This window comes from Streptomyces sp. NPDC058620 (genome assembly GCF_042717135.1).
In the GTDB taxonomy this organism is placed as follows: domain Bacteria; phylum Actinomycetota; class Actinomycetes; order Streptomycetales; family Streptomycetaceae; genus Streptomyces.
Genome location: NZ_JBHXQO010000050.1, coordinates 1 through 25874, shown reverse-complemented (window position 1 = coordinate 25874; position 25874 = coordinate 1). Strand labels below are relative to the sequence as shown.

At 69.4% G+C, this 25874-nt stretch carries 20 protein-coding genes; 6 read left to right on the top strand and 14 right to left on the bottom strand.

What is annotated here, in order from left to right; all coding sequences use genetic code 11:
• The first annotated feature begins 174 nt into the window (after positions 1-174).
• Positions 175-816: a hypothetical protein gene (locus ACFWSK_RS30295; protein WP_383793057.1), complete on the top strand. Its 642-nt coding sequence runs from the start codon at positions 175-177 to the stop codon at positions 814-816.
• Positions 817-872: 56 nt separating this feature from the next.
• Here ACFWSK_RS30295 and ACFWSK_RS30290 read toward each other — a convergent pair whose 3' ends face one another.
• The 3 genes from ACFWSK_RS30290 to ACFWSK_RS30280 all read right to left on the bottom strand — a co-directional run bounded on the left by ACFWSK_RS30290 (position 873) and on the right by ACFWSK_RS30280 (position 3054).
• The gene (locus tag ACFWSK_RS30290; RefSeq protein WP_383793055.1) at positions 873-1505 is read right to left on the bottom strand and encodes a hypothetical protein; all 633 of its coding nucleotides are present in this window, start codon (positions 1503-1505) and stop codon (positions 873-875) included.
• Positions 1506-1565: 60 nt separating this feature from the next.
• Positions 1566-2276, bottom strand: coding sequence for a ribonuclease HII (locus ACFWSK_RS30285; RefSeq protein WP_383793053.1), 711 nt, complete (start codon positions 2274-2276; stop codon positions 1566-1568).
• Positions 2277-2433: 157 nt separating this feature from the next.
• Positions 2434-3054, bottom strand: coding sequence for a TetR/AcrR family transcriptional regulator (locus ACFWSK_RS30280; protein WP_383793050.1), 621 nt, complete (start codon positions 3052-3054; stop codon positions 2434-2436).
• Positions 3055-3239: 185 nt separating this feature from the next.
• On the opposite strand from ACFWSK_RS30280, the gene ACFWSK_RS30275 reads away from it, so the two are divergent.
• On the top strand, positions 3240-4793 hold the full coding sequence (locus ACFWSK_RS30275) for an MFS transporter (protein ID WP_383793047.1): 1554 nt from the start codon (positions 3240-3242) through the stop codon (positions 4791-4793).
• A gap of 112 nt (positions 4794-4905) precedes the next feature.
• On the opposite strand, the gene ACFWSK_RS30270 is transcribed toward ACFWSK_RS30275, so the two are convergent.
• From ACFWSK_RS30270 to ACFWSK_RS30255, 4 genes are all read right to left on the bottom strand, one after another.
• Complete coding sequence (locus ACFWSK_RS30270) at positions 4906-6756, bottom strand: DUF4153 domain-containing protein (protein ID WP_383793044.1); 1851 nt, start codon at positions 6754-6756, stop codon at positions 4906-4908.
• Between the two features lie 193 nt (positions 6757-6949).
• Complete coding sequence (locus ACFWSK_RS30265; RefSeq protein ID WP_383793041.1) at positions 6950-7858, bottom strand: ADP-ribosylglycohydrolase family protein; 909 nt, start codon at positions 7856-7858, stop codon at positions 6950-6952.
• A gap of 12 nt (positions 7859-7870) precedes the next feature.
• On the bottom strand, positions 7871-8530 hold the full coding sequence (locus ACFWSK_RS30260; RefSeq protein ID WP_383793038.1) for a histidine phosphatase family protein: 660 nt from the start codon (positions 8528-8530) through the stop codon (positions 7871-7873).
• 187 nt (positions 8531-8717) lie between these two features.
• On the bottom strand, positions 8718-9323 hold the full coding sequence (locus tag ACFWSK_RS30255) for a YdbC family protein (RefSeq protein WP_383793035.1): 606 nt from the start codon (positions 9321-9323) through the stop codon (positions 8718-8720).
• A gap of 89 nt (positions 9324-9412) precedes the next feature.
• Here ACFWSK_RS30255 and ACFWSK_RS30250 point away from each other — a divergent pair, with 89 nt between their 5' ends.
• Positions 9413-10369: a DUF1152 domain-containing protein gene (locus ACFWSK_RS30250; protein WP_383793033.1), complete on the top strand. Its 957-nt coding sequence runs from the start codon at positions 9413-9415 to the stop codon at positions 10367-10369.
• Between the two features lie 126 nt (positions 10370-10495).
• Positions 10496-11032: a TerD family protein gene (locus ACFWSK_RS30245; RefSeq protein ID WP_383793030.1), complete on the top strand. Its 537-nt coding sequence runs from the start codon at positions 10496-10498 to the stop codon at positions 11030-11032.
• Between the two features lie 120 nt (positions 11033-11152).
• Here the strand turns inward: ACFWSK_RS30245 and ACFWSK_RS30240 are convergent, their stop codons facing one another.
• Both ACFWSK_RS30240 and nrdR read right to left on the bottom strand, forming a co-directional pair.
• Positions 11153-14059: a vitamin B12-dependent ribonucleotide reductase gene (locus tag ACFWSK_RS30240; protein ID WP_383793027.1), complete on the bottom strand. Its 2907-nt coding sequence runs from the start codon at positions 14057-14059 to the stop codon at positions 11153-11155.
• A 155-nt stretch (positions 14060-14214) separates the two neighbouring features.
• Entirely contained in the window at positions 14215-14727 is a 513-nt protein-coding gene (gene nrdR, locus ACFWSK_RS30235; protein WP_383793024.1) for a transcriptional regulator NrdR, read from the bottom strand.
• Positions 14728-15225: 498 nt separating this feature from the next.
• Here nrdR and lexA point away from each other — a divergent pair, with 498 nt between their 5' ends.
• The gene (gene lexA / locus ACFWSK_RS30230; RefSeq protein WP_383793021.1) at positions 15226-16023 is read left to right on the top strand and encodes a transcriptional repressor LexA; all 798 of its coding nucleotides are present in this window, start codon (positions 15226-15228) and stop codon (positions 16021-16023) included.
• Positions 16024-16159: 136 nt separating this feature from the next.
• Here lexA and ACFWSK_RS30225 read toward each other — a convergent pair whose 3' ends face one another.
• From ACFWSK_RS30225 to ACFWSK_RS30205, 5 genes are read right to left on the bottom strand one after another with little or no spacing between them, the layout of a single operon-like run.
• Positions 16160-18130 carry an ATP-dependent DNA helicase gene (locus tag ACFWSK_RS30225; RefSeq protein ID WP_383793018.1) on the bottom strand — a complete coding sequence of 657 codons (1971 nt, stop codon included), beginning with the start codon at positions 18128-18130 and terminating at the stop codon, positions 16160-16162.
• A gap of 38 nt (positions 18131-18168) precedes the next feature.
• Positions 18169-20040: an IucA/IucC family protein gene (locus tag ACFWSK_RS30220; protein WP_383793014.1), complete on the bottom strand. Its 1872-nt coding sequence runs from the start codon at positions 20038-20040 to the stop codon at positions 18169-18171.
• 60 nt (positions 20041-20100) lie between these two features.
• Entirely contained in the window at positions 20101-20826 is a 726-nt protein-coding gene (locus tag ACFWSK_RS30215; RefSeq protein ID WP_383793011.1) for a GNAT family N-acetyltransferase, read from the bottom strand.
• 48 nt (positions 20827-20874) lie between these two features.
• Positions 20875-22764 (bottom strand): IucA/IucC family protein, encoded by a 1890-nt coding sequence (locus ACFWSK_RS30210; protein ID WP_383793007.1) that lies wholly within the window; start codon positions 22762-22764, stop codon positions 20875-20877.
• Positions 22765-22792: 28 nt separating this feature from the next.
• The gene (locus ACFWSK_RS30205) at positions 22793-24184 is read right to left on the bottom strand and encodes a diaminobutyrate--2-oxoglutarate transaminase family protein (protein ID WP_383793004.1); all 1392 of its coding nucleotides are present in this window, start codon (positions 24182-24184) and stop codon (positions 22793-22795) included.
• A gap of 323 nt (positions 24185-24507) precedes the next feature.
• Between ACFWSK_RS30205 and ACFWSK_RS30200 the strand changes: the two genes are divergently transcribed.
• Positions 24508-25731, top strand: coding sequence for a trypsin-like serine peptidase (locus tag ACFWSK_RS30200; RefSeq protein ID WP_383793001.1), 1224 nt, complete (start codon positions 24508-24510; stop codon positions 25729-25731).
• The last annotated feature ends 143 nt before the right edge of the window (positions 25732-25874 follow it).

Sequence of the window (25874 nt, the reverse complement as noted above, 5' to 3'; positions counted from 1 at the left end):
GTCATTCCGGTTGATACCCGTCAGCCGAGCCAATTGCTCGTTGCCGCCTGCCGGTACGCCAGGAAGAATTGGAGTCGCTCCCCGCACGGTCCTTTCGCGGCCCGGATGGGCTGTGCAGCGGCGCGCCCTCACTCGACCCTGCCCGCACCGTGGGCGCGTAGCGAAGGGAGGACCGTGACCTTCGGATTCGCTCCGCCCCCTGCCTCTTCGATGCCAACGTCCTCGCCGTCCGCAGGATCTGTCAACAGCCTTGCCCGGACGCTGGAACCAGCCGAATGGGCCTCGGCCGGCATACCGCTGCTGCGAAGCCCGCGTGAGGTCGTCAGCGGCCTCCACGCCCGTCACCGGCCCGCTCCGAGTACGGCCGTCGTGGCCGTACTCGACCATGAGGAACGGCTCACGGCCAGCGCGTCCTTCGCCCGGCGGACGACCGTCGCGGCTGACGGGTGGGAGTTCCGCAATGCCCTGCTGGCCCATCTGCGCCGGGTCATCCCGCACGACCTACGCCGCCGCACTCCCGTCCGTACCGCGGTGCTGCTCTACTGCCGCGAGGGCGACGAGCGTTGGACCGAGGAGGACGGCGCGTGGATGTGGGGGCTGCGGGACGCCTGCACGCTGCACGGCCTGCGGTGCGGCGCCTACATCACGCTGACCAGGGGAGGCTGGCAGGTGCTCGGCGAGGGGCGCGGTGGGCGCCGGCCCAGTTCCATATCGCCGGCCTCGAAGCTCTCCGATGCCTCCGTGGATCTCGACCCGGCACCGCAGCGCACCGGTGGCGGCGCGGTGGGCGCCCTGCGGCGGACCGCCGCCCGCTGAGACGCGCACGGTCCCGGCCACCCTTGTCGGGCAGCCGGGACCCTACGGCGTACGGATCAGACTCCCGCGCCCAGCACGGAGTTGATCTTCTGCGGGTCCCCACACACGATCAGCAGTGCGCCGGCACGGTCCCGTGCCACGGGAAGGGCACGAGCGGTGGCGTCGTCGACGTCACCGTTGACCGCGACCACGACCACCGGACGGGGCTTGGCACGGCCGGCCGCCGCCAGGTGAGCGAAGAAGACGTCGTCGCCGGCGTCGTGCTGCGCCCAGTAGGCGGCCTCTCCGAAGGAGATCTCGTGCGCCGTCCAGGGGTGCACCTCCCCGGTGGTGAGGACCAGGATGTCGCCCGGTGCGCGCCCCGAGTCGAGCAGCAGGTCGACTGCCTCGTCGGCCGCGTCGAGTGCGCCGCCGGCCGGGGCCGGGACCAGTTGGAGCTGCGGCGCGGAACGATTCTCCGGCTGGGCCGGGCCCGAGGCGGAAGCAGCGGAAGTGGGTGTGGACTGCGGGCGCTGCGCCGGGGGCGCAGGCCGCGCGGGGCCGGGTCCCGGTCGCCCGGGACGCGGCGTGGCCGCGGAACGCGGACCTGGTACGGGACGGGGGGTCGGCGCGGTACGGCCGGCGGCCGGAGCGACGCGGGGACCCTGGGCACTCTCGTGAATCTGAGGCTCCTCGGGGATGAGAGGCATGAATGGTTGACTTTCGAGCGCAGACGCTTCGGGCGTCAGCGGGTGGGTATGTGTGCGCGATCAGAAATCGAAGCCGAGCTGGCCCCCGCTTTCCAGTGCGGCCGCCTCGGCGGAGAACCGGACCCTCTTCAGGTGCTGCCACCTGGGCAACGCGTCAAGATAGGACCAGGAGAGGCGGTGATGGGGCGTGGGCCCCCGCTCCTCCAGTGCCGCCCTGTGTACCGGCGACGGGTATCCCGCGTTGGCGCCGAAGGCAAAGTCTGTGTACTCCCCTGATGCCGCGCCCAGTTCGGCCATCATCGTGTCCCGGTGGACCTTGGCGATCACCGAAGCGGCGGCGACGGCGATACAGGACTGGTCACCCTTGATCACGGTGCGGACCCGCCAGGGCTGTCCCAGGTAGTCGTGCTTGCCGTCGAGGATCACGGCGTCCGGCCGTACGGGCAGGCCGTCGAGGGCCCTCACCGCCGCCAGCCGAAGCGCCGCGGTCATGCCGAGGTCGTCGATCTCCTGCGGCGAGGCGTGTCCCAGCCCGTAGGCCGTGACCCAGTTCTCCAGCAGCGGAGCCAGTTCGGCGCGGCGCTTGGGACTGATCAGCTTCGAGTCCGTGAGCCCTTCCGGGGGTCGACGAAGCCCGGTGACGGCAGCGCAGACGGTGACGGGGCCGGCCCACGCTCCGCGTCCGACCTCGTCGACACCGGCGACGGTCCTGGCACCAGTGGTAGCGCGCAGTGAGCGCTCGACGGTGTGCGTGGGTGGTTCGTACGGCATGGCGCCAGCAAGCGTACGCCGATGACAACGCCAAGAACACCCCGGGGCACCCGCTCCCTGCGACTCCTTCGCACCCCGCCGTCCGTCACGCGTCCGTCGCGTCGTGGAGCGGCCCGGACACAGGGCCGTCAGCGGCGACCCGGACACGGAACCGGCCTCACCCGGAGCGCAGTATCGGCATCATGACGTGGTCGATCATCCGGGCGATCTCCTCGTCCGGCCATTCACTGCCGCACACCTTGGTCCGGTACATCATCATGGCCGGGATCACGTCGAACACCATGTCGTCCACCGCCTCCGGGCGCACCTCGCCTCGACCCACACCTCGGCCGACGACCTCACGGAAGAGCTCGGTCGACGGGCCGACCACGCCATTCATGATCACCTCGTGGAATCGCTCGGCGGCGCTCACATCGCATTCGTGAAGCACCGAACGCAGCGCGAGTCCGGGCGCCGAGAGCATCGCGTCGCGGAGTTGCCGGCAGACCTCGTAGAGGTCGTCGCGAATCCCGCCGCAGTCGCGGGCGTCGTCCAGCCGCGGCAGTCCCGCGCTCAGCGCGTCCGCGACCAGATCCTCCTTCGAGGGCCACCTCCGGTACACGGCGGCCTTGCCCGTCCGGGCCCCCGCCGCCACGCCCTCCATGGTCAGACCGCTCCAGCCGACCGTACTCAGTTGTTCGAGAGCCGCGTCGAGGATCGCCCGTTCCAGTACGGGCCCGCGTCGGCGCAGTGACACCGGGCGAGGCCGAGCGGCGGCAGCCGGGCGCGAAGTAGCCATCAGTCGATCTCCATCACTACGGGGAGAGGAGCGGATCGGCACGTTCCGGGTGGAAGCGGCCGACAGCGACGGACATCCCGTCGACGGCAGTCTCAGTGAACGCTTGCGTTCACTAACGGGGACTCACTACCGTTGACGCGACAGTGAACGCTTCCGTTCACTAATTCACTCGTGGGGGACCCATAGTGACAACCTCTCAGTTAGAAAAACAGGGCAATCCCGGCGCGGCCCGCCGGGAGGGGCGCCCAGGGATCGCGCTGGCCGTCATTGCCGCATGTCAGCTGATGGTCGTGCTCGACGCCACCATCGTCAACATCGCGCTTCCGCACATCCAGGATGCGCTCAGCTTCTCGACGACCGATCTCTCCTGGGTCCTGAGCGCCTACACGCTCACCTTCGGCGGTCTGCTCCTGCTCGGCGGCCGGGCCGGCGACATCCTGGGCCGCCGCCGGGTCTTCATGACCGGGATCATCGTCTTCACGCTCGCCTCGCTGCTGGGCGGACTCTCCCAGGAGCCCTGGCAGTTGCTGGTCGCACGGGCGCTGCAGGGGGTCGGCGGGGCCATCGCCTCACCCACCTCGCTGGCCCTGATCACCACCACGTTCCGCGAAGGGCCCGAACGCAACCGCGCGTTCGGGGTGTTCGCCGCGGTGTCGGCGGGCGGCGGCGCGATCGGGCTCCTGACCGGCGGCATGCTCACCGAATGGCTCGACTGGCGCTGGGTCCTGTTCGTCAACGTACCGATCGGTGTACTGATCGCGGTCCTCGCACCCATGTACATCAGCGAGTCGGAGAAGCACCCCGGCCGCTTCGACGTCTCCGGGGCACTGACCTCGACGCTCGGCATGGCCTCACTGGTGTACGGGTTCATCCGCGCCTCGGAGGAAGGCTGGCGCGACACGCTCACAGTGTCGTCCTTCGGTGCGGCGGTGGTGCTGCTCGCCGCCTTCGTACTGATCGAGTCACGGGCCAAGGAACCGATCACTCCCCTGCGGATGTTCGCCGACCGCAACCGCTCGGGCACCTACATGATCATGCTCAGCCTGTCCGCGGCCATGTTCGGCATGTTCTTCTTCATCGTGCTGTTCGTGCAGAACGTCCTGGACTACAGCCCGATCGAGGCGGGCCTGGCGTTCCTCCCGGTCACGGTCGCGATCATCACGGGCGCCGGACTCTCGCAGCGGCTGCTGCCGGTGCTCGGTCCCAAACCCTTCATGGTCACCGGCTCGACGATCACCGGGCTCGGACTCTTCTGGCAGACCCTCATCTCGCCGGACAGCTCCTACGTGAGCGGTGTGCTCGGCCCCATGCTCCTCTTCGGCTTCGGAATGGGGCTGAACTTCGTCACGCTGACGCTGACCGCCGTATCCGGCGTCGCGCAGCACGAGGCCGGGGCGGCGTCCAGTCTGCTCAATGCCAGCCAGCAGGTGGGGGGTTCGCTCGGCCTCTCCATCCTGGTGACCGTCTTCGGCACGGCGAGCCGAGACGAGGCGGAGAAGCAGATCCCGGCGTTCATGGCGCAGGCGACACCGGAGCAGCAGGCGGAGTTCGCCAGAACCCATGAGCTCCCCGCACCGTGGGGCAACGAGGTGCTCACCCAGGGCATCTCCACGGCCTTCACCGCGGCTGTCGTCATGGCAGTCATCGCGCTGCTGACGGCGGTCCTGGTCATCCGGGTACGCAAGAGCGATCTGGAAGCACTGAGCGGGAAGTCCGCAGCGGCCGGTCCGGCCGCGTAGGGCCCGCCTGCTCACGCGCGGATGCGGGATGCGGATGCGGGACGCTCTCAGGCGTGCCGCATCCGCATCCGCGCGGAGGGGGTCAGTGGTCAGCGCATCGGCACGGGAGTGATCAGTACGGGTCGTAGGGATCGTAGAACTCCCCGTCGACGCCGTCGCGTTCGCTGCCCGTTCCGTACCGGCCCGACCTCTCGCATTCGTTCGCACGCTCCAGAGCGCTCCGTTCCACCAGGATGTCGCGGGCGCGTGTCACGCCCCAACTAGTCGCGTACCAAGGTTCGTCCGAGCGGTCGAGATCCCGCTCGATCCTCGCCAGCGCGCAGGAACGCAGCGGTTCCGGGAGCTTGTCCAGAGCCGGTACGGCATCGGCCGAGAGCGACTTGAGGTAGTCGATGTCGATGGACCTGTCATCCTCGTACCGCTGCACGTTCTGTTCCGCGATCAGCCCGTCGGGCGAGACCAGGCCGAACGCGAGCACGCCGACGGCCGCACTCACGGCCACGGCGCGCGGCAGCAGCCGCGCACCGAACACGCCCGCGGCGATGATCAGGACCAGCACCACGCCGAGCCAGAGTTCCATGGCCGCGACGGAGATGCGCAGCCTGGTGAGGCCGTACGCGTCCACATAGAGGTCCATGCGCCGCAGTGCCGAGGCGACGACCACGAGGGTGAGTACGCACAGCGCACCGAGCACTCCGCGTACCAGCGTCCGGTCGCGGGTGCCGCCGCGGGGCGCCCAGCGCAGGGCGAGGGCGATCACGAGAAGCGTGAGGAGGGTGGCCCACAGCAACTGCCAGAAGCCCTGGCGCGCGTACTCCGCGTAGGAGAGGTCGGTCTCCTCCAGCACCTTGTCGTACCCACCGAACAGGACGGCGAGCTGGAGCGCGATGAACGCCGCGAAGAGCAGGTTGAGGACGATCAGCGGAAGTGCCCACTCCACCCTTCCCCGGGCCGGACCGGGACGGACGGTGACCTCGTCCCACCGGGCCGGGGCGGCAGCGGCGTACGCGGCGGCCAGCGCACCCACAAGCCCCAGCAGGAACAGGAAGACCCGCCACGGGCCGTCCTCGATCGACACATCGGGGATGAGGTTGCCGAGCAGGTCGGCGAAGGCCGCGTCGGCCCCGGCGAAGAGTGTGCCGAACACGATGAGCAGCACCACGGCCACCGCCGTCGTGCGGACGGCCGTGCCCCAACGGGCGCGCGAGGCTTCCGCCTGGGACCGCAGTCCTCTCCATCCCCACCGCACACCGGGGACGGCCGAGCCGAACAGGCCCAGCGAACCGAGGAGGATGCCCATCCAGCTGCGGCTGCCGTGCAGAGCCAGGGAACCCAGGGCGAGAGCGGACACCAGGGCGAGGAAGGTCGGCCAGCCGGCGTCCCGGAGCGCCGGGACCGCGAGCAGTGCCAGACCTCCGGCCGCCCAGGTGAGTGTCCAGGGACGCGGCCGCCGGCCCGCGTGGAGCGCGGCGAAGAAGGCCGCGAGCGCCGCGGGCACCACGACGATCAGGAGGTTCGGGCCCAGGCCGTCGCCCAGCAGGATGGCGCTGAGGAGCGCGGTGGCGAGGACGGACCAGAGCGTGCCGGCCGGGACGGGAATCGAGGGGACCGGGTGCAGTCGGAGCCGCGCGACCGGGGGCCGCACGCCCTGCTGCCATGGGTTGCCCTGCTGCCGCTGTCCCGGCACCGGCTGGGCGGTCCCGGCAGTCCCGCTCGCCTGCGCGGTGCCGCTGCTGGCGGCCACTGCGCGCGCCCTCGCGGAATCGGGCGCGGACGACGCGGTTCCTTCGGCGTCCACCGGCGGACCCGGCGCCTGGGCCCCGGAAGTGGCCCCGGCTTCGGCTGCGGCACCGGATTCGGCTGCGCCACCGGATTCGGCTGCGGGCGCATCGGATGCCTTGGACAGTCCGGATGCCTTGGACGTTTCGGGTCGGCGCGACGCCTCGGACGGTTGATCGGACATGGGACCCCTCCCCACCGGGCCCGCTCGCACGGCCAGGAGGCGGCACGATCGCCCCGGCTTCTCGTTCGGCGCATGCCACGACAAGATCAATGAGTGGCGGCGTGGCCGAAAGGGTATGCGCCTGGGCGGCCCTCCAGCAGCCGTGGACCGTGCTGTGGCAGGACCGTGACAGTGGACCCCGCCGGGCGGGTTGTCAGCTGTGCGTCACGGCGAGCCAGGGCGGCGGCTCTTCCGTCTGGTCCAGCCAGTCGGCGGGCGGTGCCCCTGCGGTGCCGGCCGCGACCACGCCTCCGACGATGGCGCAGGTGGTGTCGACATCCCCACCGGCCTGGGCCGTGACCCAGAACGCCTGCTCGAAGTCGCCGAGGCTCCGCGCCGCCGACCACAGGGCGAACGGCACGGTGTCGTGCGCACTCGTACGGCGCCCGTTGCCGAGAACGGCCGCCACCGTGCCCGCGTCCCGGTAGTCGAGCATGTCGCGTGCGCGGCGCAGCCCCGCGCCGACCGCGCTGCGCGGTACGAGGGCGATGACACCGTCCAGGAGATCGCCGGGCGCGGGCGGACCTCCGGGCGCGGCGGCCAGCGAGGCGGCCGCGGCGACCGCCATCGCGCCGACCACTGCCTCACGGTGCTGGTGCGTCGTGTACGAGGAGATCTCGGCCTGGTGAATGGCCTGCTCCGGGTCGTCCGCGTACCAGGCGCCGAGCGGCGCGATACGCATGGCCGATCCGTTGCCCCAGGAACCCTGGCCGTTGAAGAGCGCGGAGGCCAGCTCGCGCCAGTCGCCACCCTCCCGGACCAGCCTGAGCAGCCGGTTCACCGCGGGGCCATAGCCCCGGTCGAAATCATGATGCTCGGCGAAGGAGTGAGCGAGCGCGTCCTGGTCGATACGGCCGTGCGCGGCGAGCACGGCGAGTACCGAGGAAGCCATCTCGGTGTCATCGGTCCACTGCCAGGGACCGGGCGGCAGAGCGCGCCGTTTGAGCAGCGGATAGTTGACAGGGACGAAGAACTGGGAGCCCAGGGCGTCTCCCACGGACAGCCCACGCAGGCTGGCCAGGGCGCGTTCGAAGCGCCGGTCGGAAGCAGAATCAGCGGTCATCGCTCTGCCACTCTATCCGGTGGTGCCGTACGGCTCCGGGGTGCGCCAGCGCTCGAACGGCCGGTCGAGCGTATAGCGGCCGTTCTGGCCCAGCACCAGGGAGCGCGTCTCCGCGTTGCCGGGGTTGGACAGCGACTCGAATTCCGCCACGGACCAGTGGAACCAGCGCATGCAGAACAACCGCATCGTCAGTCCGTGCGTGACCAGCAGGACGTTCTCCGGATGGCCGGGGTCCTCGAAGCTCCGGTACAGGCTCTCCAGGAAGGCCCCGACCCGGTCGTACACATCGGCCCCGGACTCTCCCTGGGCGAAGCGGTAGAAGAAGTGGCCGTACGCGTCGCGGTACGCCTTCTGCAGACGTACGTCGTCCCGGTCCTGCCAGTTCCCCCAGTCCTGCTCGCGCAGCCTGGGCTCTTCCCGCACCCGCACCTTCTCCGGGTCGAGGCCGAAGGCTCTGAAGGTCTCGTGTGTCCGACGGTAGGGCGAGACGTAGACGCTGACCCGCTCTCCCTCGAACAGCTCGCGCAGCCGGGCCCCCGTCTCCCTGGCCTGCCGCAATCCGTTGGCCGTGAGCCTCAGCGCGTGGTCGGGCTCCCGCTCGTACACCGTGTCGTCGGCATTGCCTTCGGACTCACCGTGCCGGACGAGAACAATGCGCTGCGGTCGTGGCATGTCACGACCCTAGGCCCAGCACGCCTCAATCGAGCAGTTGTCCGGACTCCATCCGGGCGTATGTGACCAACGAAACGCCGTCGAAGAAGCCGGTCGTGGGAGACCACGACGACCGCGCCCGGCCAGCGGGACAACGCCTCCTCCAGGCATCTGACCCGGAGCCGCAGCCGAACCCGACGTCAGCCGGTCACACCGTCCACAGCGGCTGGAGCTCCACCACGTCTCCGGCCAGCTCCGCCACATCCGTCTCGGTCTGTGCCCGGTCCGAGAGCCGTTCCACGCCCTGCGGCCGGTACTTGCCCCGCTCAGCACTCGACTGCCACATAGACAGCACCAGGAACTCGTGCCCCGGCGCTTCCCCGAACATCCCCCGCAGCATCCCCGGCGATCCGGCCATCGCCGGATTCCACACCTGCCGCTGCATCAGCGCGAAATGCTCCACCCGATCTTCGTGCACCCGGCTGTGCGCCACCCGGACGACATCGGCGTCGGTGAAGTGCGGTTCGAAGCCGGTCTTCACATCGAAGCGGTACTCGAAGAGCTTCACCTGCATGTCCCGGTACATGCCGGTCTGCGCCGTGGCCAGCCGGTCATGCCCGCGCGCCATGAAGGAGTCGTAGAAGACGCGGTTCTCCCAGAACGCGAAGACATGAGCCACGTCCGGCCGCCCCCGGCTCCACCCTCCGCTCTGCCCCCTGAAACCCGGCTCACCCAGCAGCCCCGCCCACTTTCGCTGTCCCCGCTCGAACCCATGACGGTCCACCACGGTGCAGCGAATCCACTTGACCAGCACCGCGCCATCGTACGGCGCCCGACGTGGCGCGGGTCACGCTACGACGGACTCCGCCCGAAGCGATCCGTGCCGGTCCCAGAATGATCAACATGACTGCGCTGCACGCCAATCCCCTGTTCGCCCGGCTCGAAACCGCCGAGCGCGTTCTCGTCGCCGGTGCCGGGGGCGGATTCGATATCTACGCGGGCCTTCCAGTGGCGCTTTCCCTGATGCACCAGGGCAAGAACGTCCAGCTCGCCAATCTCTCGTTCAGCGCGATCGAAGGGCTTCCGCCCGACTCCTGGCTCGCGCCCGACGTCGCCGCCGTCGGCCCCCGATCCGCCCTCCACCAGGCGTACTTCCCCGAACGCACCCTTGCCCAATGGCTCGAACTGCACCGCTATCCCAGCACGGTGCACGCGTTCTCCCGCGTCGGCGTGCAGCCGCTCCGCGCCGCCTACCAGGCGCTGATCGACGCCTACGACATCGATGCCGTGGTGCTCGTGGACGGTGGCACCGACATCCTGATGCGAGGCGACGAGTCGGGGCTCGGAACGCCGGAGGAGGACCTCACCAGCGTCGCCGCGCTCGCCAGGATCGACGTGCCCCAGCGCCTGGTCGTCTCCGTCGGCTTCGGAGTCGACGCCTATCACGGGGTGAGCCACGGCCTCGTACTGGAGAACATCGCCGCCCTGGAACGCGCCGGTGCCTACCTGGGCGCGTTCTCCGTCCCTCGTACGACCCGCGAGGGGGCGCTCTTCGTCGACGCCGTGGCCCACGCCCAGCAGCACACTCCCGAACACCCCAGCATCGTCAACGGTTCGATAGCGGCCGCCGTCCAAGGGGCCTTCGGGGATGTTCAGTTCACTTCACGCACCCGTGGGAGCGAACTCTTCGTCAACCCTCTGATGTCACTCTGCTTCGCGTTCGAACTGGAGGGCCTGGCCCGGCAGTGCCTCTATCTCGACCGCATAGAGAACACCCACCTCATCCGCCAGGTCAGCAGCCAGATCGAGCTGTTCCGCGACGAAATCGTCCAGCGGCCCCCGCGCCGCATCCCGCACTGAGCGATCCCGTCACGACCATGGCCCGATTGCGTCGCCGGATGCCAAGGCGGTTGGATTCACGGACAGTTACGGTCATGATCGGGCGGTGAAAGCGGTCCGCGGGCCCGGCGCGAGGAGGAAAGTCCGATGAGCACTCCCAATAAGGACATCGACAAGGTTGAAGTGAAGCTCAAATGGGACCCCAGCGAGGCGGGCGAGCCGGCGCATGACCTGGACATCATCGCCGCGCCGTACACGACGGACGATCCGTACGGCCCCCCCGCCTATCTGGTGCATTTCGACAGCCGCTCACCGGACGGAACGATCACGCTCAACCGGGACAGCAGGACCGGCCAGGGTCTCGGGTTCGACGAGGTCATGACCATCGAACTCGACCGGCTGGCCGACAGGTACGCCCGGGTGATCGTCGGGATCGCCATCCAGCAACGGGACGGCCGGAAGACCTTCGGTGACATACCGCGCACCGGTGTGCAGATCCGCGAGGGGTACACGAACCTCTCGGAGAGCGACTTCTCGGGCGTCCCGGCAGCCACGGCGGCGGTGGTCGCGGAGTTCACTCGGGACAGCTCGGGCGTCTGGGCGTTCCACTCCGAGGTGCGTGGCTTCGACGGTGACCCGGATGAGTTCGCCGCGGCCATGGGAACCCGCACATCGGGTTCCTGACCGGCCGGCGCGCCGCGCGGATGTCACGACCCGGCCGCGAAACCGCTCGGGGCGGTGGCGCCGAATGATCGGCTCCACCGCCCCGCGCAGGTGCTCTACGCCCGGTTCGGGCGCACTGGATCAGCTGCAGCCACTGGTCGAGCCGCAGCCCTCGCAGATGTAGCAGGAACCGGCGCGCTGCATCTTCGTACCGCAGGAGAAGCAGAGCGGCGCGTCCGCGCTGATACCGAGCTGCATCTCGACCAGCTCGGCCGAGGTGTGCGCCGTCTTCGGAGCCGGCTTCTCAGCCGCCTCCTGCGGGGCCGCGACCGCCTTCAGGGGCTCTACCTGAAGCGGAGCGGACTGGGCGAGGCTCTCGGTGTCCAGGCCCTCCTCCTCGAACGACGGCTCGTACGAACCGGTGTCGAGGTGACGCTGACGCTCGTCGGCCGAGTGGATACCGAGCGCGGAACGCGTCTCGAACGGCAGGAAGTCCAGCGCCAGGCGGCGGAAGATGTAGTCGACGATCGACTGCGCCATCCGCACGTCCGGGTCGTCCGTCATGCCGGCCGGCTCGAAGCGCATGTTGGTGAACTTCGAGACGTACGTCTCCAGCGGCACGCCGTACTGGAGACCGACCGAGACCGCGATCGAGAAGGCGTCCATCATGCCCGCGAGGGTCGAACCCTGCTTGGACATCTTCAGGAAGACCTCACCCAGACCGTCGTCCGGGTAGGAGTTGGCGGTCATGTAACCCTCGGCGCCACCGACCGTGAAGGAGGTGGTGATGCCGGGACGGCCCTTGGGCAGACGCTTGCGGACCGGGCGGTACTCGACGACCTTCTCCACCGCTGTGCGGATGGTGTCCTCGGTCTTCGCGGTCACCTCGGCCTTCTTCTCCTCCCACTTCTTCGTGGAGAGGGGCTGGCCGACCTTGCAGTTGTCGCGGTAGATCGCGAGCGCCTTGACGCCCATCTTCCACGCCTCGAAGTAGACCTCTTCGACGTCCTCGACGGTGGCCGTCTCCGGCAGGTTCACCGTCTTGGAGAGCGCGCCGGAGATCCACGGCTGGATGGCCGCCATCATCCGGACGTGGCCCATCGCGGAGATGGACCGCTCGCCCATCGCGCAGTCGAAGACCTCGTAGTGCTCGGGCTTCAGGCCCGGGGCGTCGATCACGTTGCCGTTCTCGGCGATGTGAGCGACGACCGCCTCGATCTGCTCCGGCTGGTAGCCCAGGCGACGGAGCGCCTGCGGGACCGTGCCGTTGACGATCTGCATCGAGCCGCCGCCGACGAGCTTCTTGAACTTGACCAGGGCGAGGTCGGGCTCGAGGCCGGTGGTGTCGCAGGACATCGCGAGACCGATGGTGCCGGTGGGAGCGATGACCGACGCCTGCGCGTTGCGGAAACCGTTCCTCGCGCCGAGCCGGATCACGTCCTGCCATGCCTCCGTGGCGGCGGCCCAGATCGGCGAGTCCAGGTCGTCCACGTGCACGGCGACGGCGTTGGCGTCGGAGTGCTGCTTCATGACGCGCTGGTGCGGCTCGGCGTTGCGGGCGTAGCCGTCGTACGCGCCGACGACCGCGGCGAGCTCGGCGGAGCGCTTGTACGAGGTACCGGTCATCAGCGACGTGATGGCACCGGCGAGGGCGCGGCCGCCGTCACTGTCGTAGGCGTGGCCGGTCGCCATCAGCAGGGCGCCGAGGTTGGCGTAACCGATGCCCAGCTGACGGTAGGCGCGGGTGTTCTCGCCGATCTTCTGCGTCGGGAAGTCCGCGAAGCAGATCGAGATGTCCATCGCGGTGATGACCAGCTCGACGACCTTGGAGAAGCGCTCGGACTCGAAGGACTGGTGGCCCTCGCCGTCGTCCTTGAGGAACTTCATCAGGTTCAGCGAGGCCAGGTTGCACGAGGTGTTGTCCAGGTGCATGTACTCGCTGCAGGGGTTCGAGCCGTTGATCCGGCCGGACTCCGGGCAGGTGTGCCAGTGGTTGATGGTGTCGTCGTACTGGATTCCGGGGTCGGCACAGGCCCAGGCCGCCTCGGCCATCTTGCGGAAGAGGGACTTCGCCTCGACCTCTTCGATGACCTCTCCGGTCATCCGGGCCCGCAGACCGAACTTCCCGCCGGACTCCACGGCCTTCATGAACTCGTCGTTCACGCGGACCGAGTTGTTGGCGTTCTGGTACTGGACGGACGTGATGTCGTCGCCGCCCAGGTCCATGTCGAAGCCCGCGTCGCGCAGGGCGCGGATCTTCTCCTCCTCCTTGACCTTGGTCTCGATGAAGTTCTCGATGTCGGGGTGGTCGACGTCCAGAATGACCATCTTGGCCGCACGACGGGTGGCCCCGCCGGACTTGATCGTTCCGGCGGACGCGTCGGCGCCACGCATGAAGGAGACCGGGCCGGAGGCATTGCCACCGGAGGAGAGCAGCTCCTTGGAGGAGCGGATACGGGAGAGGTTCAGGCCGGCACCGGAGCCGCCCTTGAAGATCATGCCCTCTTCCTTGTACCAGTCGAGGATCGACTCCATGGAGTCGTCGACGGCCAGGATGAAGCAGGCGGAGACCTGCTGCGGCTGAGGCGTTCCGACGTTGAACCAGACCGGCGAGTTGAAGCTGAAGATCTGGTGCAGGAGGGCGTACGCCAGCTCGTGCTCGAAGATCTCGGCGTCAGCGGGAGAGGTGAAGTAGTTGTAATCCTCACCGGCCTTCCGGTACGTCTTCACGATCCGGTCGATGAGCTGTCGCAGACCGGTTTCGCGCTGCGGGGTGCCGACGGCCCCCCGGAAGTACTTACTGGTGACGATGTTGACCGCGTTCACCGACCAGAAGTCGGGGAACTCGACGCCACGCTGCTCGAAGTTGATCGAGCCGTCGCGCCAATTGGTCATGACGACGTCACGGCGCTCCCACGCCACCTCGTCGTACGGATGCACGCCGGGGGTGGTGTGAATGCGCTCGATACGCAGACCCTGCCGATTCGCAGTCGACTTGGTGCCCTTGGTGCGGGAACCTCGTGCCGGGCCGCTCGCCGTCTCTGTCATGCCGCCTCCCATATGTGGGCAAAAACGCCCTGAAGTACCCAGTTCTTCCCAGGGCACAGTGTGTGTCTGATGCTCCGGACGCCGCTCGCAGCGCCGGGAACAGGTCTTGGTACCGCCCTGCCTCCGACCGGCAGACCTCGGCCGGCCGGTGCCGATCAGTCGGCGGCGATGGCGGGCGCGGGGACCTCAAGGGTCTCGCCGCTCCCGCGTTCAATCGCGGGAGGCCGCTGCTCGCGAAGTTCCACGATGGCGGCCTCGAAGTCTTCGAGTGAATTGAACGCCCGGTACACGGACGCGAACCGCAGGTACGCGACGAGGTCGAGCTCCTGCAGGGGGCCGAGTATGGCCAGACCCACGTCGTGGGTGGTCAGCTCGGCGCTGCCGGTGGCACGCACCGCCTCTTCGACCCGCTGGCCGAGCTTGGCGAGTGCGTCCTCGGTGACGGGCCGCCCTTGGCACGCCTTACGGACACCGGAAATGACCTTGGTACGGCTGAAGGGTTCCGTCACACCGCTGCGCTTGACCACCATCAGCGAACAGGTCTCCACCGTCGTGAAACGGCGGGAGCAGTCGGGGCACTGGCGGCGCCGTCGGATCGACGTGCCGTCGTCGGTGGTGCGACTGTCGACGACCCTGCTGTCGGGGTGCCTGCAGAAGGGGCAGTGCATGGCTCCCAACCCTCCTTCACAGCACGACTGAATGGCCTCTTGAGGTCCGTCACGGACCCTTCGAAGCAGGCTCAAGCATAGGCGATCGCCGCTCCCCGATGGACCAGGGACCACAACTTCTGGGCGACTGCGGCAATCCAACCACTAGATCTAGGGTTTCGCCGCACTTTCGGCCCTAGCGCGTGTCGCGCTTCCGGACCGCTGCGGCGGCACACAGCCAGGCATGAGGGTACGGGAAACGCACGGCTCTCCCGATGGCGGGGCACCCGGTGGCAGACTGGGGCGGCACCCCCGGAAAAGGGCCCCGCACGCGCGTCGTGGAACCGCGGACGCTACCGTAATGGTCCGAATTGCCGGTCGCCTCAAAGGGCGCCTATACACCCCACCACAAGCCCCCGGCGGGCCTTTATTTGTTTTTCACTCGAACGTGTGTTTGGCGCAACCTTTCGAAAGCTACTACCGTTGTCCAGCTAGGGAGAACATTCGAGAGGGGCCGACGTGACCACCACCGCAGACAGTGCCACCATCACTGCCCAGGACCACCGCTCCCAGAGCCGACTTGAGCCGGTGCATGCAATGAATGACTCAGTCACGAACACGGAGGGGCAGGAGCCCGCGCGTCCCGCGCGCTCATTGCCCGGCCGCCCACCAGGAATCCGGGCGGACAGCTCCGGGCTCACGGACCGGCAGCGACGGGTGATCGAGGTCATTCGCGATTCGGTTCAGCGCCGAGGGTACCCGCCCTCGATGCGGGAGATCGGCCAGGCGGTGGGACTGTCCAGCACGTCGTCCGTCGCTCATCAGCTGATGGCCCTGGAGCGTAAGGGTTTCCTGCGTCGCGACCCCCATCGCCCTCGTGCGTACGAGGTCCGGGGCTCGGATCAGCCCAGCACCCAGCCGACCGATACGACGGGCAAGCCCGCCGCTTCGTACGTTCCGCTGGTCGGCCGGATCGCTGCCGGTGGTCCGATCCTCGCCGAGGAATCGGTCGAGGACGTCTTCCCGCTCCCCCGCCAGCTCGTGGGCGACGGAGAGCTGTTCGTCCTCAAGGTCGTCGGCGATTCGATGATCGAGGCCGCGATCTGTGACGGCGACTGGGTCACGGTCCGGCGCCAGCCGGTCGCCGAGAACGGGGACATCGTGGCTGCCATGCTGGACGGCGAGGCCACGGTCAAGCGCTTCAAGCGCGAGGACGGCCACGTCTGGCTCCTCCCGCACAACTCCGCCTACCAGCCGATCCCCGGTGACGAGGCCACCATCCTCGGCAAGGTGGTGGCGGTGCTGCGGCGGGTCTGAACCCCGCCGATTCGGACCGGGCCCCGGGATGCACTGCGCCGATCCCGGGGCCCTGCCATGTCTACGGCGATGTGTACGGCCCTGCCGGACCGGGAGGCACTCCTCTCCCGGTCCGCTTGCTGTGCCGACTCCTCCGCTACCGCCCGTCGGCCTTGGCCGCCGCGTCGATGGCCGTGAGTGAGCGCCGCACCTGATCGCGGTCCGTGGTGTACCAGAAATCGGGCAGGGAGGCGCGCAGATAGCTTCCGTACCGCGCGTTGGCCAGCCGGGGATCGAGTACGGCGACCACGCCCTTGTCGCCCGTGGCCCGCACGAGCCGGCCCGCGCCCTGAGCCATCAGCAGTGCGGCATGCGTCGCCGCGACGGCCATGAACCCGTTGCCACCCGCCTCTTCGACCGCCTTCTGGCGGGCGCTCATCAGAGGGTCGTCGGGGCGCGGGAACGGAATCCGGTCCATGATCACGAGTTGGCAGCTCGCCCCGGGCACGTCGACGCCCTGCCAGAGCGAGAGCGTGCCGAAGAGGCACGTCTCCGGGTCGGCGGCGAAGTTCTTGATCAACTCGCCGAGCGTCTCCTCACCCTGGAGCAGGATCGGCTTGCCGAGCCGGCCCCGCAGCTCCTCGGCCGCCGCCTGAGCCGCCCGCATGGAGGAGAACAGTCCCAGGGTCCGGCCGCCTGCCGCCTCGATCAGCTCGGCGAGCTCGTCCAGCATGTCGGTGCGAGAACCCTCCCGCCCCGGTGTGGCCAGATGGCGGGCCACGTAGAGGATGCCCTGCTTCGGATAATCAAAGGGCGAGCCGACGTCCAGGCCCTTCCACTGCGGGATGTCATCACCGGCGGTGCCTTCCGGGGCAAGCCCCAGAGAAGCACCGACCCCGTTGAAATCCCCGCCGAGTTTCAACGTCGCCGAGGTCAGGACGACGGAACGGTCCGCGAAGAGCTTCTCGCGGAGCAGACCCGATACGGAGAGCGGGGCGACCCGCACGGACGCCCCGAAACGGTCGTGCCGCTCGTACCAGACGACGTCGTACTCGGAACCCTGCGTGATGCGCTCCGCGACACCGTGAATGGACTCGACCGACGCCATGGCCTGCTTACGGACCGCGTCCTCGTCCTGGACGGACTTGTCCCGCGTCGAACCCAGCGCGGAAATCACCGTACGAGCGGCGTCCCGCAGCGCCATCAGCGCGTAGCCGAGGTCCTCCGGAACCTCTTCCAGACGCCCCGGAAGCGCCAGCTCCATGACCCGCTCGAAGCCCTCGGACGCGGTCAGGAGCGCGTCGGCGGCCTTCTCGTTGACCAGCTTGGACGCACGGCGTACCGCACGGTTCACCTGGCCGGGCGTGAGCTCCCCCGTGGCCACGCCCGTCACCCGGGAAACCAGCTCATGGGCCTCGTCGACGATCAGTACCTCGTGCTGCGGGAGCACCGGGGCGCCCTCGATGGCGTCGATGGCGAGCAGGGCGTGGTTGGTGACGACCACGTCGGCGAGCTTGGCCCGCTCCCGGGCCATCTCGGCGAAGCACTCGGCACCGTAGGCGCACTTCGTCGCCCCGAGGCACTCACGGGAGGAGACGGAGATCTGCGCCCACGCCCGGTCCGAAACGCCGGGGGTGAGGTCGTCCCGGTCCCCGGTCTCCGTTTCGTCCGCCCAGTCCCGCATGCGCAGCAGGTCCTGGCCCAGCTTGCTGGACGGCGCTGCCGCCTCGAACTGGTCGAAGAGCCCGTCCTCCTCTTCCTGCGGCACTCCCTCATGGAGCCGGTGCAGACAGAGGTAGTTCGACCGCCCCTTGAGCATGGCGTACTGGGGCCGGCGGCGCAGTATCGGGTGCAGGGCGTCGACCGTACGCGGAAGATCTCGCTCCACGAGCTGCCGCTGGAGCGCGAGGGTCGCGGTGGCCACCACGACACGTTCCCCGTGTGCCAGCGCGGGCACCAGATAGCCGAGGGACTTGCCCGTGCCGGTACCGGCCTGGACCAGCAGATGGGAATGGTCGTCGACAGCCTCGGCCACGGCCTCGGCCATGGTGACCTGGCCGGGCCGCTCCGTACCGCCGACGGCGGTGACGGCGGCGTGGAGGAGTTCGTTGAGGGATGGCTTCGTCATAGCCCGACCACCCTACGGCGCGCCACTGACAACGACGGTCACTCCCGGACTCGGGCGGCGGGATGAAGAGGGTTCGGCACGGTGCCGTGGACGGCGGCGTGCGGGCGCTGCGGCCGGTCACGGTAACCGTCCAGATGCAGACGGTTGCGGTTCAGGCAGAGGCGCTTGATGCGGGGGGTCAGCATGTCGAACATCTCGAACCGGTCCTTGAGTTCGGGGAACCTGGCGTGATGCCGGAGGATTTCCGCCCGCACTAGTAACCAGAATTCGTCCTCCGGCACTCCCAGCTGTTCCTCGCACAGAGGAGAGAGATAGCGGAAGACACCGACGAACAGTCCGGCGTGGATGAACTGGGTGAGGAAGGCCGGCTCCTCCGTCAGCAGGATGCGGCGCACGGCCTCCGGCATGTCGTCGTGCTCGGGCAGGGGCCGGGCGCTGATGTTCACGTCGTCGACGAAGTCCTTGATCGCCAGGCGTACGGGGACGTCCTGGTCGTCGAAGACGACGATGGCGTTCTCGCCGTGCGGGGAGAAGACCGTGCCGTAGCGGTAGAGGAAGTGCAGGAGCGGAGGGAGCAGGGCGGCGAAGAGCCTCGTCAGCCATGCGGTGGGGGTCAGCCCGGAACGGGTGGCGAGCTCCGCCACGAACGCACGGCCCTGCGGGTCGGTGTGCAGCAGCGAGGCGAGGGTGCGGGCCCGCTCTCCCGGTGCGAGCCGGGGATGCAGGGGCTCCCGCCAGATCGCGCCGAGTATCTCCTTGAACTGGTACGGCGTCTCCGGGAGACGGTCGTAGAGGGGATGCTCGACGGCCACGGAGGCGACCTCGCCGAGGAGAATGACACCGCAGGTGTCCCGGAGGAACGGGTCGGACTCGCACCGTCCCTGGACCCAGGCGGTGACGGCCGGGGCTGCGAGCGTGCGCTCGGTGGGGAGACCGCGCCAGACGAGGGTGTTGAGGATGGACAGCGGCAGCTTGACCGTGTGCCGGTCCTTGCGTGCCACGTTGGAGAACGTCCGGATGGACTGCTGCGGCAGCCGGAGATCGTCGTCGGCGTGCAGCGGGACGATGTCGCCGTCCGCGATCGCCGGGGCGAAGTGCGGCACGATCCACTCGCCCCACTGCCAGGGGTGTACCGGAAGGAACAGGTATTCCTGCGGGTCGAGACCTCGGGCGCGCAGAGTGGCGTCGAAGGAGGCCCGGACGGACGGGTCCAGTTCCTGGGCGTAAAGGTGCTCGGGGGTGGCGAGACGGGGAACCCCGCGGTAGCCCGCGATGCGGGTGCTGACGGCGATCCACGGCAGCCGGACCTTCCGGCGGGCTTCGGGCGCGAAACGGGCCATGTCTCCGGCGGAGAATCCGAGACGTCCCTTGTTGGCGACGAGCCAGGGATGGCCGGTCTGATGACCCTCGAGCTCCGCGTAGTCGAGCTCCGCCAGACGAGCAGCGCTGACGGCGGTGTGATCGAGTCCGGCATCGGCGGCGAGCGTGGTGGTGATCTCGCGGATGAGGTGACCCAGCGTGGCGCCGTCGATGCCCAGGAGGCGGTGGGCGCGGGCGAGGAACGTCAGGGGATCGCGGAACGGCCTCGGCGCGGCGCGGGAAGCGCCGGCCGGCTCGGCCGGGCGTGCCGCGTCGATCTCGGCGATCGAGCCGGCGTCGACGCGCCAACTGCCGTAGACGCCGCGCCGGGCCCGGAAGCGCAGCACAGCGCCGTCGTCCAGCGTGAGTGAGTAGCTGTCACCCGCCTCGTCCAGCGCGGTCGGCTCGATGACCTCCTCGTAGGCGAACTCGCCGAGCATCTTCGCGAGCAGACGGGCCGCTGCCCGGTCCCAGCCCGTCCGGTTCAGATCCGCAGTGCTGTGCAGCGCGTGGGGCTCCGCATGGTCATTGCTCGCGGGATATTTCGGCACGGGGACTCCTCCGGGTGGAACCGATGGGGTTCGAGCGGTGCGGGTAAGTCAGCGAGCTGTTCACAGCTGGGCACGGTGGGCTCGGTCGCGAACCATCAAAGCGGCTCGTTTGTCGGGCAGTTCGATCTCCGCCGAGAAACGGAAACCGGCGCTCAGGAAGGCTGCGACGGAGGGGGTGTTACGCATGTCCGGTTCGGCCACGACGCGTGCGCACAGGGGGAGATGGTCGAGTACGAGGTCGGAGACGGCACGCAGCAGTGTGGTGCCCATGCCGCGGCCGCGGTTGGTCACGCCGCCGATCAGGAGATGGATACCCGTGTCATGGGGCCTGGCCGGGTAGTGGCGGGCCAGCGGGTCGAGATCCGCCCGGTAGATCTCCCAGTAGCTCATGGGCATGCCCCCGAGGACCCCGAGACAGGGCACGCTCCGTCCGTCTCCTTCCAGCTGCGGCCGGAGGTGGTCGGCGGTGATTGTTTCGCCTCCGGCGAGTTCCCAGAACGCGGCGACCGCGGGGTCGTTCATCCAGCGGCTGATCAGCGCGAGGTCACGTTCCAGTCGCACGGGGACGAGCTGGAAGACACCGGCAGAGGTGGTGACGGGGCGCCAGGATGCGGGGTCGCCGAGCAGGTCGGAGGCAGCCGGCCGGGTGGCGGGTGCTGCTGTGTCGTCACCGAACAGGGCGAGGAGTTCCTCGGAGAGCCGCAGGTCCAGGGTGTCTTCCGCGCCCGTGCCGAGTTCGGGGGCGGCGTCGGTTCCGGTGTCCGTGTGCGCTTCGGCCGGAGGCACGTGACGCTCTCCTCTCATGGGTTCAGGTGGCCATGTGTTCGAGGTCTTTCAGGGGCGAAGGGGGTTGGCGATGGTGACGTAGACGGACTGGGTGTCGACCGGGCCCACGAGCTCGTCGAGGCCGTGCAGCCTGGTCAGCAGGTTGGCCTTGCAGCGCAGTTGCGGTGTGTCCAGCAGGTAGGCGGGCAGCGGGGAGCCGAGTCCTGAGACTCCGTCGAGGAATCGGCGGAATGCGGCGAGGAGCACCTGTTCGTCCGCGAGGCGCTGGGCGCCGAACGCTCCGATGAGGCCGAGGACGTTGTTGATACCGAGGTAGTAGGCGAAGCGCTCGTCGGTGACGGGGTCCGGGACGAAGGTGTCGCTGAGGGTGCCGATGCCGGGAAGCCTGCGATCGAGTGCGGGGCGGTGGGACTCACGGAAGTAGTAACCCTGATTGTCCCGGTAACGGCCACCGATGGGCCAGCCGTCGGGGTCGAGCAGCACCAGCGTGTTCTGCTGGTGGGCTTCGAGGGCGACCCCCGCCGTGGCGTCGAGCCACAGGACGGGCCGTACGACCCGGTCGAGGTAGCGCAGGAACCACTCGGCGGAGACGGCTGCCGTGGTCCGCCCGGTGCGTGTGGCCAGCCGGGAGACACATACGGCCAGGCGCGACCGCATACCCGTGTGGTCCGGCCAGGGGCGCGGGGCCGTGAGCCCGGCGATGCACACCGCATCGTCCCCGGGACCGAACGGATTGTGCCGCAGCATGACGTCGAGTCCGGGGACGGGGCCGCCGCCGGGGGCGTCGACGGCCAGCCAGGCGGGGTCCCTGACGATGTCGAAGCCGGGATGCGCCGTGTGCCACTGCTCGGCCAGGCCGCTGCGGAGCAGCCGGTGGACCTCCGCCCCCCGGTGGAGTTCCTTGCGGAGGTTCTCACGACGGGAGTTGGTGATGCGTACGCCCAGGGACAGCTTCAGCATGAGGTCCGCACCGGGCTGGTGCACGGTACGGACGGAGGACGTGGGGTGCCAGTGCTTGCCGTGGGCGCCGAGGTAATGGAGGAGGCCCGCCTCGAACAGTGCGCCGACTTCCGGGCGCCGCATCAGGTCACCGGCCTGCCAGGGGTGGAGCGGGAGGGCGATGGTGTGATCGGGGAGGCGCAGACCGTCGGCGTGCTGGGCGACGAGCTCCTCGGCGGACACCGGCCGGCCGCCCTGGGTCCAGGCTGATTCGGTGGCCAGTACGGACCGGTCGACGGCCATCCAGTGCAGGGGGAAGGAGCCGTGCAGCTCGGGCGAGTAGAGGCGGGCTTCGGCCTCGGAGAGACCTTCGCGGCTCTTGGGGGTGGGGTGCAGAGGGTGACCGAGGAGGAGTGACTGCTCGGCGGTGAGGAACAGATCGGCCTCGGCCGGCTCGGCGGGCGTGCGTCGTCGCTCCTCGATGAACACAGCCGTATGCCGTACGGAATCGGCCACCCTGGCCACCAGGTCGGAGCCGGCGTTCCGGTCGGCCTCACGGCCCAGGAGGGCCGCGAGGGTGACGGCGTCGACGGGCGGGGCGGAATCGGGCGCGGTCTCCAGAGTGGGCGCGCCGAAGCGGTGCCAGCCGGTGGCGGACCAGTAGAGGACCGGGACGAGCAGAGCGGTGCCGCTGGCGGGGAGCGGGATGCGCAGGGTGCCGCGGTCCGGGCGGCGGAGGTCGTTCTCCCGGGCCCAGCAGCGCAGGAGGTTCTCGGTACCCGCCGCGTCCGCGGCCCTGAGCGGGTCAGGGTCGTCGAGGAGGTCCTGCTGTGCCACGCCGGTGGACGCGTTCGTGGGGGTACGACGGTCGCCGCGGGGCGGGGTCTTCTGACGTGGCACGGTCGTCGCCTCGACTGCCACGGGGCTGTCCGGTCCGTCTTGCCCGGGGTGAGGGCTGGTGAGAGGGCCGTCGGCCTCGGGCACGGGGGTGGGGTTCACGGCGGTCTTCCTTACGAGGTGTCCGGGATCAGCGGTGCGGCCCGGCAGTGGCCCGACGGTGCGGTGAGCGTTCTGCGGCTGCCAGTGCGTCGGCGAGGCGGTCGACGACCGCTGTTGCCTGTTCGTCGGTGAGAGTCAGGGGAGGGAGCAGGCGTACGACGGCGGAGTGGCGTCCGCCGAGTTCGACGATGAGGCCGCGGCTCAGGCACTCCTGCTGTACGGCGGCGGCGAGGACCGGGTCGGGTGGCGGGGTGGTGGGGCGTTCGGACCGGCCGGTGGGGTCTGCGGCCTCGGGGTCGACCAGCTCCATCCCGATCATCAGGCCGCGGCCCCGGACGTCCCCGATGCTCGGATGGTCCGCGCTCAGGCCCTGGAGGCGGGCGAGCATCCGCGCCCCCAGTGTCGCGGCGCGTTCGGCGAGCCGGTTCTCGCGCACGTACTTGAGGGTGGCCGCGCCGGCGGCCATCGCCAGTTGGTTGCCACGGAAGGTGCCGGCGTGCGCGCCGGGCTGCCAGAGGTCCAGTTCGGATCGGTAGACGATCACCGCGAGGGGAAGGGAGCCGCCGATGGCCTTGGAGAGCACCATCACGTCGGGCACGACGCCGCTGTGCTCGACCGCCCAGAAGGCGCCGGTCCTGCCGACACCGGTCTGCACTTCGTCGGCGATCAGCGGAATGCCGCGCGTCGCGGTGATCTCCCGCATGCGCCGCAGCCAGCCGTCGGGCGCGGGGTTCACTCCGCCCTCGCCCTGGACCGGCTCCACGATCATCCCGGCGGGAGAGGGTACCCCCGCCTTCGGGTCGTCGAGCAGGTGCTCCGTCCAGTGGGCGGCGATCTCGGCACCGCGCTCCCCGCCCACGCCGAACGGGCAGCGGTACTCCTGCGGGAAGGGCAGCCGCGTCACCTGTACGTCCGGGGCGCCGCCCGACGCCGCCAGCGCCCCGGCCGTCATCCCGTGGTACGCGCCGGTGAAGGCCAGGAGTCCTGAGCGGCCGGTCGCGGCGCGGACCAGCTTGAACGCCGCCTCGACGGCGTCCGTTCCGGCGGGCCCGCAGAACTGGATCCGGGCGTCGTCCGCGAACTGCCGCGGCAGGCTGGCGAACAGCTCGGTCGTGAACGCGTCCTTGACCGGGGTGGCGAGATCGAGCACATGCAGCGGTGCGCCCGAGTCGATGACTTTCCTGATCGCCTCGAGCACCACCGGATGGTTGTGGCCCAGCGCCAGGGTGCCCGCCCCGGACAGACAGTCGAGGTAGCGCCGCCCGTCCGCACCTTCGATGGTCAGCCCCCGGGCGCGTACGGGCACGATCGGCAAGGACCGCGCATAGGTACGGGCCGCCGACTCACGCTGTGCCTGGCGTCGCAGAATCCCCTCGTGGGCAGGGGACGGTGCCACCGGAGCTGGTTCGGTCACGGCCACGGCTGTTGATCCTCCTGCGGTAACAGTTGCATTGCACGTCAGTACGTTGCCCCCGGGGAAGGGGCCGTGACGGTGAACGCTGCCCGGGTGTCCCCCGTACGTACCAACGACGCCGATCGCGGGGGATCACGGGTAAATCGGAAGATCCTTGCGCAGGCGGAACCGTGGCCCTGCCGAGCACCGTCCCCATCGGCACCGGCATAGTGGGGCGCGCACTCGGGCCGGGGCACTCCTTCCGGCGTCCTGGGTGTGCGCAGCGCGCTACCACTCGCCGCAGTGCCTTACCGAAGTAACGAATGACGAAGTCCCAGGGGGATCACCACATGCGACCCATTCGCCCGACCGATGCCGCACGCCGTAAGAGGAGCGCCCGTCGCAAGCTCTCCCCCGTGCTCGCCGCAGCGTCTCTCGCCACCGTCCTCGCACTCACCGCCACCGCGTGCGGCCCGACCGAGGACGATGCCGGCGGCGAGCCGAGCAGCTCCACCGGTCAGTCGTCCGACGGCAAGATCAAGATTCCGGACGATCTGAAGGACCGGCTCAAGGAGCACGGGATCGACCTCGACCAGTGGAAGAACGGCGAGTGGAAGAACTGGGACAAGGACAAATGGCTGCGTGAGGCGAAGGACTACGTCAACCCGATCATCGAGGACCTCTGGGACCCGGACCGGATGCGGGATGCCGACAAGTCCCCTGAGAAGCCTGTCGACAACGACATCTCGGGTGACGACGGAGTGACGGACCCGACGCCGGCTGCGGTGTCGGCGACCCCCGTGGCGACTCCGTATCACGACAACGCGCCGGAGTCGGGCAAGCTCCTCTTCGACGGCCCCGACGGTTCGATGGTCTGCTCCGCCACGGTCGTGAAGGACCCCGCGCACCCCGGCAAGTCCAACATGGTGTGGACCGCCGGCCACTGCGTGCACGCGGGCAAGAAGGGCGGCTGGTACCGCAACATCGCCTTCGTCCCGGCGTACAACAACAGCGGCATGTCGGTGGCCGAGCTCGAGACCGCGTCCAAGGAGCAGATCGCTCCGTACGGCGTGTGGTGGGGCCAGTGGGCCCAGACCTCCGAGCAGTGGATCGCCCAGGGCGCCTCGGTCGGCGGCCAGGGTGCCCCGTACGACTTCGCGGTCCTGCACGTGACGCCGGAGAAGGGTTCCACGGGCAAGTCGCTCGAAGAGACCGTCGGTTCCGCCCTTCCGGTCGATTTCAACGCCCCGGCCGTGCCCGAGATCGCCGGGATGACGGCGACCGGCTACCCGGCCGCCCCGCCGTTCGACGGCCAGAAGGCCCTGCAGTGCAAGGACAAGCCGGGCCGCCTCTCGGTCTTCAAGGCGGACCCGACCATGTACCGCATCGGGTGCACGATGACGGGCGGCTCCTCCGGCGGCGGCTGGGTCGCCGCGGGTCAGGACGGCAAGCCGGCGCTGGTCTCCAACACCTCCATCGGTCCGGTGACGGCCGGTTGGCTAGCCGGTCCGCGCCTCGGCGCCGAGGCCAAGGGTGTCTTCGACTCGGTCAGCAAGAAGTTCGCTGGCCAGTAGGGCGCGGGGTGACGGGCCGGCGCCCGTTCGCCCGAGCACAGGAGAACGTACCAGCGGCCCCCTGTGCGGGCCTTTGGGGTCAGGGGGGCGCTGGCCCGTGGAGTAATCCATCGGGGTTCGCGGGGGCGCCTGGCGGAGGGCCC